The following is a 13,813-nucleotide window of genomic DNA, read 5'->3' as shown; positions in this document are numbered from 1 at the left end:
GTCACGCTTCATCAGGCCTTAGTACGACAGCCCGTACCCGTACGGATATAACGGATGCGCGGTGTCGTGCGGCACGTCTTCGAGTTGCGCGGTGACTTCGGCCATCGACGACGGCAATTCGAACGGCAGCTTGCCCTCGGGCTTGCCCTTGCCGGTCAGCACGTCGAACAGCGCGGTGTCGCTCGCGCCGAAGTTGGCGAGAATGGCAGTTGCCTTGTCCTGCACGTTGGTCAGAATGGCCGGCCGGTCCATGTAGACAGAGACAATCGACTGCGGCGCCGCAGCCGCCTGCTTGATCGCCTCGTAGTCCGCACTGCCGTCGACGAACGCGAGACTGCCTTCATGCTGCATCGAGCCGAACACGTAGTTCGGATGCAGCGTTTCATGAGGCGTACTCACACGCAGAATTGCCACGTCCGCGTCCTGCGGTTGCGCGACCACCGTCAGGCCGTACTGCTGCGCGACCGTCGGGTCGATGCCATACAGCCAGACCTTCTTACCCGTCGCCGCCAGCGGCAACACCTTGCCGTTGTTCTGCAGCAGCACCATCGAGCGACGCTGTGCATCGAGCGCCTGCGCCTTGAAATCCGCATTGCCGACGACCGCGTTGGCTGCGCTGGCATCGACATACGGATGATCGAACAGGCCTTGCTGGAATTTTTGCAGCAGCACGCGATAAGCCGAGTCGGCCAGCCGTGCTTCACTCAGCAAGCCCTGATTGACGGCCTGAACGAGAAACGAAGGATCGTCTTCGCCGCCGAACTGGTCGACGCCCGCCGTGACCGCTTTCACGAAACGTTGCAGACGCGTGGCGCTTTCCATGCCCCACGGCATGCCCAGTCCGACGAACGACGGCGTGCCGGACGACACGCCGTTCATGCAGTCGGCGTTGCAATCGGACGCGATCAGCCAGTCGGAAACGACCAGCCCCTTGAAGCCATACTTGCCGCGCAGCAGATCGGTGATCAGCGCCTTGTCGTACGCCGCGCCCACCTGTTCGAGCGAAATACCATCGATGGTCACCGGCGTATCCGACTCGGAGTAGGTCGGCATGACTGAGCCGACGTTCGCGGCGAACGCACCCTCGAACGGCTTGAGGTGATACGCGAAGTTATTGCCGGGATACGTCGCCCAGCGGCCATAGTAGTTGTGGCTGTCGAAGCCCGACTTTTGTGCGCCGTAAGCGGCCCAATGCTTGACCACCGCGATCACGCTCGTGTCGTTGATGCCGGTACTGCCGCCCTGAAACCCTTCGATATAAGCCTGAACCTGCGCGCGGGCGACATCCGCGTCTTCACCGAACGTACCGTTGATGCGCGACCAGCGAGGTTCGGTCGCGAGATCCGCCTGCGGCGACAGCGCCTCGGTAATGCCGACCGCGCGATATTCCTGACGCGCGATGTCGCCGAACTTGCGCGTCAGCGCCGCGTCGCCGATCGCCGCGAATCCGAGTGTCTCAGGCCATTGCGAAAATCCGCTGCTGCCCGCGCTCGCGCCCAGCACATACTGGAAATGATTGCGCGGATCGGAACTGATCGACACCGGAATGCCGAGCCGCGACTGTTCTGCGAGCGTCTGAATCTGGTTGTATTGCGACGCCATCGAGTTCGCGTCGCCGCTCATCCGCGTGATGTACGTGCTGATGTCGAGATCGTTGATCTGCTTCTTCAATGTATCGAGGTCGTAGGCCGTGCCGGTTCCCGCACCCGTCGTATCGTTGAGCACAGGCGCCGTGCCGTGCATCATCAAGCCCGCTTTTTCGGCCAGCGTGAGCCGGTTGGTCAGATCGCGCGCGCGAACCTCGGCGGACAGACGCCAGTCTTCGTAGGGATCGAGTTGACCATTGCGGTTCATGTCCTTGAACTTGAGATTGCCCTGCGAGATCACCGGCAACGTGGTGTATCCCAGGTCGCGCTGGGTGACCGTTTTCGAATTACTGTCGATGTCGCTGCCGCAGGCAAACAGGCCGACCGCCAACGCCGCGCTGGCCGCCGCGATGGCCGTGACCCGGCAGGCAGGCTGGGAAAAAAGGTGCATCTGTGTCTCCGGATTCGGTGGATTTTTAGAGTTTGGACAAGCGGGTATGACCTTATCCTTACCGTTCCCTACCGGTTTGACTCTCAGGTGCACGGTTTATCTTCGCGGAGCAGCCCGCGTAAAAACGAAGATGAAAGCACGGGAAGGCAAAATGTAATGGCAATTCCTGGTAGCTTTGATTTTGCGGTGCGCAGCATGATCGGTGGATTCCGTACTGTCTTTGGGTCACATGCCGACATTCATGCCCGACATTCCGCTGCCGCGCGTCGGCCGACGCCTTCGCACCGTCTCGAATCGAATCGCCTGCGCCGCGCAGCAGGTCGCGCAATCGGCGGGGATGTCGCCGGATATTTTTGTCGCGCGCACCGGCATTGCGGCGCAGGACCTGGCTGACTCCGATGGCCGGATCGACGGCGCGCGGCATCGACGGCTCGTGGAATTGATGGTGTCGGTCGGGCCGGCCATCGAGCCGCTTCTGGATGACCGTTGCAGTCTCTTTCCCGATTTCCCCTTGCTCGGCAACCTGTGTCTGAACGCGCGCACCTTGCGCGAAGCGATCAATGCGTTCATCACGTTTCGACCCATCATTGGCGAGTTCGATTTTCTTTTCTACAAGGAAACAGCGGACGCCGTGCAGTTCGAGTACATCGCGGAATTCGCGCCCGATAGCAGCTTCCAGGCAATCGCGAATTTCCGCGTGCTGGCCACGCTAATCCGCGCTTACGACATCGATCATCGAACGGTATTTCGGGTTGCGTTGTCGGGCAGCGAACCCGCCCGCTCCCGCTCGTTCGACGAGTTTTTCGGCGACTCCGTGCAGTACCGCGCGTCTGCGAACCGGATGCAGTTTGCGTCGGCCGCGCTTGACCGGCCTTTCCCGCAATACAACGCGGTGCTCGCGCCGTTCCTGCTGCAACAGACGCAGCAGCAGATGTTGCGCATCCAGCAGCACAGTCTGTTTTCCGCGAGCGTGGCCGCTCTGATCAAGGAAGTCTTTGCCGAACAAACCGGCGACGCCTGCACGTCGTCTTCGTTGCTGGCGCAGATTTGCGCACGGCTGAACATATCGCGCTGGACCTTGCGGCGTCAGTTGCAGGCCGAAGGCGTTCATTTCAGCGAACTGGAAGCGCGAGTCAGACTAACGGAAGCGCGCAGGCTGCTGGCCGAAACGCGTCTGAGCGTCGCGCAGATCAGCGAGCAACTGGGCTTTTCATCGCAAAGCGCGTTCACGCGTTTTTTTCGCAGCCGGCACGAGACGCCCCCCGTCGCGTTCCGTCAATGGGCGCAGCGACAAAAGTCGCAGCAGGGTGCGCTGGTGTCCGGCTAGCGTCATGACCAGCGAAGCATTGCGCTGACGACGGCTTCGATGTTGACGCCGGTCAGCGGTTGCTGGTGCTCTCCGCTGCCGGCTGCTGCTCGCATACGATCGCCGTCAGCACCATGGGGATGACCGGATGCACGACGGCGGAACTTCCCGCGTCGGTGAGACGCCGTTTGACCGCATCTGCCGAACCCAGCACGACCACACCGTAGACCGGACCCGACGGTGTTTCATTGCCGCCCGCCTTGAACAGCGGATCGCCCGGCTGGTATCCGAACACAGCGTGAACGCGCAGACCGAACGCGGTCAGCGGGTTGTTTTTTGTGGGGCGAAACGCGTTGACCGAATTCGGTTCGACACGCATCGGCGTGACTTCGATCGATTGTGTTCCGACGAGATCGGCGACGAAATCGTGGGCGGTTTCCGCGCACGACAAATCGTGATCCAGCGTCTGGCTGAAGGCCGATGCTGGAACAATTGCAAGGAAAGCCAGTAACGCAAAATTCAGACGCATGGCACAAATTTCCTTCAACGTCGCCCCAAAATTGGTCACCGGGTGACCGCCTGGTGATGTCTGGACCGCGCAGTGCTGACAATGCGCGTGGCCACAGGGTTTGAAGCATGTGTTGTACCAGGCTCTTGTGACCCGGAGTTCATCTCCAACTCATCGTCGCCCTCGCAGCAGTGGCCAGCCCAGGCGGGTCGCGCTACGCAAGCTCCGCCCCCGCTTCCCGCTTGCCGCCGCGCAACTCGCGCACCCCTTTGCCCAGGCGCCGGCGCAATAACGTACGCAGCGTCGCGCCATCCACATAACCGACCTCGGCGGCGATTTTCTCGATATCGAGTCGGCTCGTACGCAACAGATGGACCGCGCGCTCGACCCGAAGATCCTGAAAATACGACAGCGGTGATTTTCCCAGCACGGCCTCGATGCGACGTTGCAACGTACGTGTGCTGGTCGCCAGCGAAGCGGCGGCGGCGTCGAGCGAAAAGCCCTCTGCCAGCCGCGCTCGCGCCCATCGTTCGAAACGTTCGACCAGCGGATCGGCGCGCGCCAGATGATCTGGAATCATATAAGCCGCTTGTGAAGGCCGTGAGTCCAGCAGCAGATAACGCGCGACCACCGCAGCGACGTCGGGGCTCGCCTGGTTCAGCAGCCACAGCGCGAGATCGAGATGCCCCAGCGCCGCGCCCGCCGTGCAGAAATCGCCGGATGGCACCACCATCCTCGAACTGTCCAGACGCACTTCAGGATAACGCTGCCGGAAAAGCGGGGCGAGCCACCAGGTCGTGGTGGCTTCCTGCCCGCTCAGCAAGCCCGACTCCGCCAGCACGAACGTGCCGATGCAGGCCGCGGCGACCTTTACACCGTCCGCGTGACTGTCGCGCAGCAGTGCCATGGCGTCGGCGACATCGCGCCTGGCGAGCGCGGGCAGCAACTGCTCGGGCATCTTGGTGCCGGGCGCGGGCACGACGATCCAGTCCGGCCGGTCCATCGTACTGGCGGACTTGACCGGCACACGCATGCCGAAACCGGTGCGCACGTCGCGCCTCATGCCGATCACGCTGACGTCGAAATGCGGACCCACGCCGGGTTGCTGGCGGGCCGACAGATCGTTGGCGGTTTTGAACGCGTCGACCAGCGCGGCGAGGCCGGTATCGAACAGTCCATCGAGCGCGAGGATCGCAATCTTCATGGCGCAAATGACTCCAAAAATGTCATTTGCGACAATAGTACGGATGCTGTCCGGTGTCTACAGTGGACCCCAATCCGGAGCGCGACAACGAACATTCCGGACCACTTCCCAACGACACACAACGATTTTTTTCTTCTGGAGCAAATCATGAAAGTGATGGCAATCGGCACCCTCAAACCCCTCAGCCCCGAACAGCAGCAGACCTATATGCCGTCGGAAGTCCCGGCGACGCTGCAGCTTTACCTCGAAGGAAAAATGGAACAATTCTGGTTGCAGGACCAGAAGAAAGGCGTCATTTTCCTGATGAATGTCGATTCGGTCGACGAAGCCGACCAGCTTCTGAAAAACCTCCCGTTGGGTCGCGCTAACCTGCTGACCTTCGACCTGCTGCCGATCGGCCCGCTTCTGCCGCTCGGTCTGCTGATGAAAGCCGCCTGACAACACCACACGAAAGTAGCGCAAGCAAAAAGGCAAAAGGAACCGCAATGAATGATTCTGCACACCACCCGCTCGATCGCCCGATCTGGTCGGCGCTCACGACCCGTCAGGCGCATCTGCGGCAAGGCGACCGGCTTGTTTGCCGCTACTTTCCCGATGTGGCGCCGTTCGCCGCGATGTCGGCGGACCCGGCGCAGGCCGCAGACGCGTGGCAGGCTCTGCACGAGCTTCTGCAATCCGACGAACAGGTCGCGATGTTGTCGCTCGACGCGCTCAGTCCGATCGAAACACTGCACGAGGAGCGCATCGGCCAGCTTCATCAGATGATCGCGCCGCACCCGGTCGATCAAGCCGCCGACGACCCGGACATTGTCCGCCTGACTGAACGCGACGCGCCCGAGATGTTCGATCTCGCGCAAAAAGCCAAACCGGGCCCGTTCGGCAAACGCACGCACCAGATGGGTAACTACATCGGCATTCGCGATGAAGGGCGTCTCATCGCGATGGCTGGCGAGCGCATGCAACTCGACGGATTCGTCGAAATAAGTGCGGTGTGCGTGGACGCCGATTATCGCGGCAAAGGTCTCGCGGGACGGCTCGTGAACGCGCTGCGCCAGCAGATCGGACTGCGCGGCGACACACCTTTCCTGCATGTCCTCAGCGACAACCGCGCCGCCATCGCGCTGTACGAACGGCTCGGCTTCGAACAGCGTCAAACGTTCTTTCTCTCGCGGATCAAACTCGCAAACGCCGCCTGAACGCGACCCCATGTCCGGAAACTGAACACTTTCAGGCCGCCCTGCCGCCCGCCGCAATGCTTCCAGCCGGTGGAAGAAATACCGATAGCCGCCCAGTCGTCGACCCCCTATCTTCAACGACCGGCGGCCCTTTCGCGGCGGGCCTTGGCGATACTGAACCGTTCAGGAGAAAGCATGAGCGTGGACCTTCCGTCGACACTACTCGACAGCGACATCTGGCAAGCACGTCTTTACACCGGCAACTGGCGCACCGGCAGCGGTGAGGCCGACGTTGTCGAGCCGGCCACTGGCCAGCGCCTCGGCCGAATCGGCATGGCCGACGCGGCGCTCGTCGCGGAATCGGCCGCGAGCGCAGCGCGTGCGCAGCTTGCGTGGGCGGCGACGCCTTACGACGAACGCGCGGCCGTGTTGCGCCGCGCCGCGCAAATCGCCGAAACGCATTTCAAGGAAATCGCCGAATGGATCGTTCGTGAAAGCGGCTCGACCCAGATCAAGGCGGGTTTCGAGACCTCGGTGACCATCAAGGCGCTTCACGAAGCGAGCGGCCTGCCGTCGCGCTCGGCGGGCGAAGTGCTGCCGTCGTCGCCCGGACGACTGTCGCTCGCACGCCGGCGGCCGCTTGGCGTAATCGGCGTGATCTCGCCGTTCAACTTCCCGCTTTATCTGGCGATGCGCGCCGTTGCGCCCGCGCTGGCGCTCGGCAACTCGGTCGTGCTGAAGCCGGACCCGCGCACGGCAGTGTGCGGCGGCTTTGCGATTGCGCGTCTGTTCGAACTGGCCGGTTTGCCCAAGGGCGTACTGCATGTGCTGCCGGGCGACGGCGGCGCGGGCGCGGCGCTGACCAGCGATCCGCATGTGGCGATGATCCAGTTCACCGGTTCGACGGCAGCGGGCCGCAAGGTCGGCGAGGCGGCGGGACGGCATCTGAAGAAGGTGTCGCTCGAGTTGGGCGGCAAGAATTCGCTGATCGTTCTCGACGACGCCGACCTCGATCTCGCGATTGCGAACACCGCGTGGGGCGTCTATCTGCATCAGGGACAAATCTGCATGGCGACCGGCCGCGTGCTGGTGCAACGCAAGATCTACGACACGTTCGTCACGAAACTGGTGGCGAAGGCGGCCAGCCTGAAAGTCGGCAACCCCGCTTCCGGCGATGTCGCGCTCGGCCCGCTGATCAACGCGACGCAACGCGACCACGTCGCGCGCGTGGTCGCGGCTGCGCAGCAAGCGGGCGCGAAACTCGAGACCGGCGGCAAGAGTCAGGACCTGTACTTCGAGCCGACCGTGCTGAGCGGCGTCACGCCCGACAACCCCGCGTTCCACGAAGAGATTTTCGGACCGGTCGCGGTCGTGGTCCCGTTCGATACAGACGACGAAGCCATCGCGCTCGCCAACAACACCGAGTACGGGCTTTCCACCGCCATCGTCACGGCCAACGTGGGCCGCGCGTTGCAGATGGGCGAGCGTCTGCGCACCGGCCTGCTGCATATCAACGATCAGACCGTCAACGACGAGGTGATCAACCCGTTCGGCGGGGTCGGCGCGTCGGGCAACGGCACCAGCATCGGCGGACCGGCGAACTGGGAAGAGTTCACGCAGTGGCAATGGCTCACCGTGAAGGGCGAAGCGCCGCTCTATCCGATCTGACAACAGGGAGACACACATGACAACAACAACGGGATTTCGCACGATCACCGCCGCCGTCGCCCGTGCAAAGGGCGAGCCGTTCTCGATCCAGCAGGCGCGCATTCGCGGCCCGAAAGCCGACGAGGTGCTGGTGCGCGTGGTGGCGACCGGCCTCTGCCACACCGATCTGATCGTGCGCGATCAGTACTATCCGGTGCCGCTGCCTTCGGTGCTCGGTCACGAGGGCGCGGGCATCGTCGAGGAAGTCGGCCCGGCGGTGAAGGACCTCGAGCCCGGCGATCACGTCGTGCTGACCTATGGCGCGTGCGGCCACTGCAACGCGTGCAACGGCGGTCACGGCGCGTACTGCAAACAGTTCTTCGGGCTGAACTTCGGCGGCGGCGATCTGGAAGGCCGTAGCGCGATCGAAGACGAAGAAGGACGGCCGCTGCACGATCACTTCTTCGCGCAGTCGTCGTTCGGCAGCTTTGCGCTGGCTCGTGAGAACAACGCGATCAAGGTGCCGCACGACGCGCCGCTCGAGTTGCTCGGGCCGCTCGGTTGCGGCATCCAGACCGGCGCGGGCGCGGTGATCAACTCGCTGAAGGTGCGCCCCGGCAGCAGTTTCGCGAGCCTCGGCGCGGGCGCGGTCGGCCTGAGCGCGGTGATGGCGGCGCGGGTCGCGGGTGCCACCACCATCATTGCCGTCGATGTCGTACCGTCCCGTCTCGCGCTCGCCAAAGAACTCGGCGCGACGCACACGGTGAATAGCCGCGAAGTCGACATGATCGAGGCGATCCGTCAGATCACCGACGGCGGCGTCGATTTCGCGCTGGAGTCGACCGGACGGGCGGAAGTGCTGTCGCAAGGCATCGACGCGCTCGGCAGTCTCGGCGCGATGGGCGTGGTCGGTGCGCCGCCGCTCGGCACGAAGGCCGAGTTCGACATCAACAGCCTGTTGCTCGGCGGGCGCACGATTCGCGGGATTGTCGAAGGCGACAGCGTGCCGCAAGTGTTCATTCCGCAGCTCGTGCAGTTGTATCAGCAGGGTCGTTTTCCGTTCGACAGGCTGGTCAGGTTCTATTCGATCGACCAGATCAACCAGGCCGCCGACGACAGCACGAGCGGCGTCACGCTGAAGCCGATTCTCCGGTTCGCGCATTGAGACGATTGATGTGCGTTGAGGTGCATTCACGCGAGCCGGGCCGCCGACGGTGCGCGCAATTGCTGAGGTATTCTGTGCACGAACAAACGCGGCGCATGCCGGGCAACCTGGCCGCGCCGCGTTGACAGGAGACTCGTGTGGCAAAAATCTCATCGGCGGATTCAGCGGATTCCCGGCAGGCACGTCTGAACGCGGCTCGCGCGCAGTTCATCGGCGGCGAGCAGTTGCCCTCCACTCTTTTATCGGCGCCGGTTGCGCGCTCGTGGGAGCGTTCGCGCGGCGCGGGTCTTCTGCCTTCGAGTGCGCCGCAATACGAGTTGCTCGACAAATCCCGCACGGTGCCCGACTCGAAGGCCGACCGTCGTCTCTACAGCTGCGTCGTCGATGAAATCGAGCAGTTGTGGAGTGCATTCGGCGGCAACTACTGGACGATTTTCTGCGTCAATACCGAAGGCACGGTGATCCACGCGCGGCACAGTCCCGCTTGCGACGACGACCTGTTGCTGCCCATCACCTGTGGCCGGCGCATCGTCGAATCCAACATTGGCACGACCGCGCCGAGCTGCGTGATCCACGAGGGCATCGAAGCGATCGTGACGGGCGGCGAGCATTATCTCGACGAGTTCGAACGGGCCTTCTGCGTCGCCGTGCCGCTGTTCGGATTTCACGGCGAAGTGATCGGTGCGCTGGATATCACGGGGACGGGAGAGCGCGACGTATCGCAGGTTCAGGAGCAGTTCCGGCTTGCCGCGCTGGCCGCCGAACAACGTCTGTTCGCGACGCTGCGCGGTTGTCATCTATTGCGCTTGCAACATGATCCGCGCTGGCTGGGCACACCGCTCGCGGGCGTCATCGCCATCGAGGACGACGGCCAGGTGCGCGCCGTCAGCCGGATGGCGCGGCGCATGCTGTCGTTGCCTGCCAGCGGCCCGCTGCCCTCGCTCGATCTGCGGCGGATTTTCGACGATGCGTCTCCAGCGCTACTTGGCCGGCTGCTTCAGCGGGGCCGTGGCGTGCAACGGGTAGCACGCGCGGACGGCAGTCATGTGTGGATCGAATATACGCGCGGGCCGCTGAACCGGAGCACGGCGCGCCGGACGAATCAGACCGTCGCAGCACGCTTCGATGATCCCGCACCGGCTGCGACGGCCGCCAGCGCAAGCGGCAGTCTGAAGGAACAGACGCTCAGCGCGATCCAGAGCGCGCTACAGGAGCACAACGGAAACATCGCGGCGGCGGCGCGGCAACTCGGCTTGTCGCGGACCACGCTCTACACGAAGCTGCGCCAGCTTCGCGACACGGGGATGATCGGCGCGGCGGATTAGCGCCACGCTTCGTCTGGTGCGTTGTTCTCGCCGCTTGCCGGCTTGGCGCGGCAAGCCTGTTGCTCGCCGCGCGACCGGCGCTTTGTCGAGCCAGCCTTATTTCTTCGAAATCGCCGCCGTAGCCGGGTCGTACTGAAAACCCTTCTGCGCGAGCCGCTCGCCCATCGTCGAACTGATGAGTTTTTGCTGCGCGTCGCGCGATATCAATTCGTGATCGGGCTTGAAGCGTTCGAGTTCGGTCGCAAGCCGGCGAATCAGCGCGACTTCGCCCATGCTGCGGGCGTCGATGAACACGATTCTTTCGTTCGATACGCTAAGGCGCTGCTTCAGATCCTTCGCGTGCGCGACCCATTGTTCGGCCAGAGCATGAAGTTCGTTGAAGGCTTTTTCGTGCGCTTTGGCCTGGGCCGTCAGTTGACGTTGCAGCGACGCATATTCGTCCGGTTTCGACGAGTCGCCCCGCTGGGTTTCCTCCTGATGCGCGGCGCTGAGTTCGGCGAGACGCTGCTTCAGTTCGGCGACCTGCTGTTCGGCGGCCTGGGTCCGTTGCAACGCGGCGGAGAGATGTTGCGCGGCCTCGGCAGCTTCGCCGCTGGTCGCCGCGTGGGTGGTCTCGACGGCGGCGAGTTGCTGCTCGGCGGCTTCAGCACGCTGTATTGCTGCTGACAGTTGCTGCGCGGCCTGGGCCTTTTCATCGCTGGCGGCGGCTTTCGCGTCTTCCAGCGCGGCGATTTGATGTTCGGCGGACTCAGCGCGCTGAAGGGCGGCGGATAGCTGCTGCGTGGCTTGAGCTGCGTCGTCGCTGGTGGCGGCTTTGGCGTTTTCCAGCGCGGTGATCTGCTGCTCGGCAGCTTGCGCGCGATGCATCGCAGCGGACACCTGTTGCGAGGCCTGGGTTACTTCGTCGCTCATTGCGGCTTTGGTGTTTTCCAGCACCGCGACCTGCTGTTCCGCAGCTTCCGCACGGTGTAGTGCGGCGGATAGCTGTTGTGCCGCTTGTGCGATTTCGTCGCTCGCGGCAGCTTTGGCGTTCTCCAGTTCCATGACTTGCAGCTCGGCGGATTCGGCGCGTTGGGTCGCGGCGGACGCCTGTTGCGCAGCCTGAGCCACTTCATCGCTCATCGCTGCCTTTGCACTTTCCAGAGCCGAGACCTGCTGTTCAGCAACTTCTGCACGTTGGATTGCAGCCGATAGCTGTTGTGCAGCCTGAGCAACTTCATCGCTCGAAGCGGCTTTGGCGTCTTCCAACTCCATGACTCGCAGCTCGGCGTTTTCGGCGCGTTGCGTCGCCGCCGACACCTCTTGTGCCGCTTTAGCCACTTCGTCGCTCAGCGACGCCTTTGTGGCTTCCAATGCGGCGTTTTGTTGCTCAGCAGCTTCCGCGCGCTGCATCGCGGCGGATAGCTGTTGCGCGGCTTGTGCGATTTCGTCGCTCGCTGCAGCTTTGGCGTCTTCCAACTCCATCGCTTGCAATTCGGCCGTTTCTGCGCGTTGCGTCGCGGTCGACACCTGTTGCGCAGCTTGAGTCACTTCATCGCTCAGCGCTGCCTTTGCGATTTCCAAAGCTGAGACCTGCTGTTCAGCAGTTTCCGCCCGTTGCATCGCGGCGGATAGCTGCTGCGCCGCTTGAGCAACTTCATCGCTGGCTGCAGCTTTGGCGTCTTCCAACGCCATCACTTGCAGTTCGGCAGTTTCAGCGCGCTGTGTCGCTGCCGACACCTGTTGCGCAGCCTGAGCCACTTCGTCGCTCATCGCTGCCTTTGCGCTTTCCAAAGCTGAGACTTGCTGTTCAGCAGCCTCTGCGCGTTGGATCGCGGCGGATAGCTGTTGCGCGGCTTGAGCCACTTCATCGCTCGCAGCGGCTTTGGCGTTTTCCAGTTCCATCACCTGCAACTCGGCAGATTCAGCGCGTTGGGTCGCTGCCGACACCTGCTGCGCCGCCTGAGCCACTTCATCGCTCATCGCCGCTTTTGCATCTTCCAGAGCGGCGACCTGTTGTTCAGCAGCTTCCGCCCGCTGTGTCGCGTCGGAAATCTGCTGCGCAGCCTGTGCCACCGCGTCGCTCGCGGCGGCCTTCGCCCCCTGTAGCGCCGCTATCTCCTGCTGTGCTTTTTCGAGCGCTTCGACCAGCCGCTGCAACTCCTCCAGATGAATCGACGCCTCTTCCATCCGCGCCGCCGACGTATGCTGTTCCGCCGTGAGCGCAGTGCGAGCTTCATCGAGATCGGCTTCGCGCGCGGCGATCTGCGCGAGATGCTCGTTCGCCTGCGCCGTCGCGGCGTCAGCGCGCGCCGACGCGTCACCGGCCTCGGCGGTCAAGCGCATCAGTTCCGCCGACGCCGCCTGGCCCGCCTCACTCAGCGTGGCCGCTTCGTGGCGCGCGTCGTCGCGCTCGCGGGTGATCTGCGCAATCGCTTCGTCCTTGCCCGCAGCAGCCGACTCAGCCGAGGTCAACTTCTCGCGCGTTTCATCGAGTGCCGATTGGGTGGCTTCGAGCCGCGCATCGTTTTCCGATGCCCGCTGCACCAGTTCGCCGACCCGCGCCTCGGCCGCTTCGGCGCGGCTGATTGCGCTCGCGAGTTCCGCCGTTAGAAGCGAGGCCGCCTGGTCCGATGCATCGCGCTCGTGGTTGATCCGCGCGATCTCCTCGTCCTTGCTCGATACGACCGACCCTAGCGTCGCGCGCGCGTCGTCGAGCGCCGACTCGAGATAGTCGATCCGGCTGTCGTCCTGTGCGGCCCGCTGCACGAGTTCTTCGACCCGCGTTTCGGCCACGCCGGCGCGGCTGGTCACATCGGCGAGTTCCGCCGACAGACGCGCGGCCGCCTGCTCCGACGCAGTGTGCGCGTCAGTCAGCGCGGCGAGCCGTTCGCGCTCGATCCTCACCTGCTCGACCGTTTTTTGATACTCGGCCAGCGCTTCACTGCGCTCGGTCAGCGTGACGTCGAGATGGCGATTCACTGCCTCCACGCGCTGGGTCGCGACTCGCTGCGCCTCGTCGTGCGCGGTGGACCAGATTCGCGATGCCGCGCCGATCAGCGTTTCGGCAAGATTCTCCGGCAACGCAACCGCAGCCTGAGCGGGCGGCGATTGCGATTCGCGCGTGTTGCGCCAGCGGTCGAGCGCCGCGGCGACCGCGACGATCGATTCGCCCTGAACCTCTGACCAGACGGCCACAGGAGACACCTTCCGACCTTCCTGAATCAGGCGATCGGCCGCTCCTGCGACCAGTTCATCCGTGATTGCGTTTGCGTCCGTCGACATAAATCGCCTCGAAAACCTGCATGATCCAAGGGTGTTTAAAGCTTTCAATACACTTTTTCCACCCGTAACCTCTTAATGATAATGGATGACACCCCTCCTTCGCTTCGTCGAAATGACGGGACAACCGCCGCCAATTCTGCGCATTGACGCTCGCGCACGGATAACGCACAGCCCACCGGCAA

The 13,813-nt window shown here is 63.4% G+C and carries 10 protein-coding genes; 6 read left to right on the top strand and 4 right to left on the bottom strand.

The window, feature by feature from the left end; genetic code table 11:
• Window positions 1-18: 18 nt before the first annotated feature.
• Window positions 19-2,037 (bottom strand): glycoside hydrolase family 3 N-terminal domain-containing protein, encoded by a 2,019-nt coding sequence (locus tag ABH945_RS24255; RefSeq protein ID WP_429252191.1) that lies wholly within the window; start codon window positions 2,035-2,037, stop codon window positions 19-21.
• 241 nt (window positions 2,038-2,278) lie between these two features.
• On the opposite strand from ABH945_RS24255, the gene ABH945_RS24250 reads away from it, so the two are divergent.
• A complete protein-coding gene (locus tag ABH945_RS24250) occupies window positions 2,279-3,364 on the top strand; it encodes a helix-turn-helix domain-containing protein (protein WP_429252190.1) in 1,086 nt (361 codons plus the stop codon).
• Window positions 3,365-3,416: 52 nt separating this feature from the next.
• On the opposite strand, the gene ABH945_RS24245 is transcribed toward ABH945_RS24250, so the two are convergent.
• Entirely contained in the window at window positions 3,417-3,872 is a 456-nt protein-coding gene (locus tag ABH945_RS24245) for a hypothetical protein (RefSeq protein ID WP_429252189.1), read from the bottom strand.
• Window positions 3,873-4,065: 193 nt separating this feature from the next.
• Window positions 4,066-5,055: a GlxA family transcriptional regulator gene (locus tag ABH945_RS24240; RefSeq protein ID WP_074768546.1), complete on the bottom strand. Its 990-nt coding sequence runs from the start codon at window positions 5,053-5,055 to the stop codon at window positions 4,066-4,068.
• Window positions 5,056-5,202: 147 nt separating this feature from the next.
• On the opposite strand from ABH945_RS24240, the gene ABH945_RS24235 reads away from it, so the two are divergent.
• From ABH945_RS24235 to ABH945_RS24215, 5 genes are all read left to right on the top strand, one after another.
• Window positions 5,203-5,493, top strand: coding sequence for a hypothetical protein (locus ABH945_RS24235; RefSeq protein WP_429252188.1), 291 nt, complete (start codon window positions 5,203-5,205; stop codon window positions 5,491-5,493).
• Window positions 5,494-5,540: 47 nt separating this feature from the next.
• Window positions 5,541-6,251: a GNAT family N-acetyltransferase gene (locus ABH945_RS24230; RefSeq protein WP_429252187.1), complete on the top strand. Its 711-nt coding sequence runs from the start codon at window positions 5,541-5,543 to the stop codon at window positions 6,249-6,251.
• Window positions 6,252-6,425: 174 nt separating this feature from the next.
• Window positions 6,426-7,898 (top strand): benzaldehyde dehydrogenase, encoded by a 1,473-nt coding sequence (locus ABH945_RS24225; RefSeq protein ID WP_429252186.1) that lies wholly within the window; start codon window positions 6,426-6,428, stop codon window positions 7,896-7,898.
• A gap of 16 nt (window positions 7,899-7,914) precedes the next feature.
• Window positions 7,915-9,042 (top strand): NAD(P)-dependent alcohol dehydrogenase, encoded by a 1,128-nt coding sequence (locus ABH945_RS24220; protein WP_429252185.1) that lies wholly within the window; start codon window positions 7,915-7,917, stop codon window positions 9,040-9,042.
• Window positions 9,043-9,179: 137 nt separating this feature from the next.
• On the top strand, window positions 9,180-10,367 hold the full coding sequence (locus ABH945_RS24215) for a helix-turn-helix domain-containing protein (RefSeq protein WP_429252184.1): 1,188 nt from the start codon (window positions 9,180-9,182) through the stop codon (window positions 10,365-10,367).
• A gap of 96 nt (window positions 10,368-10,463) precedes the next feature.
• Here ABH945_RS24215 and ABH945_RS24210 read toward each other — a convergent pair whose 3' ends face one another.
• Window positions 10,464-13,631, bottom strand: a complete 3,168-nt coding sequence (locus tag ABH945_RS24210; protein ID WP_429252183.1) for a DNA-binding protein — start codon at window positions 13,629-13,631, stop codon at window positions 10,464-10,466.
• Window positions 13,632-13,813 lie beyond the last annotated feature (182 nt).

The sequence above is a fragment of the Paraburkholderia sp. GAS333 genome (assembly GCF_050435665.1).
Taxonomy (GTDB): Bacteria; Pseudomonadota; Gammaproteobacteria; order Burkholderiales; family Burkholderiaceae; genus Paraburkholderia; species Paraburkholderia fungorum_A.
Note: the sequence above shows the minus strand (reverse complement) of the source record. Positions and strands in the feature narration are given on the sequence as shown.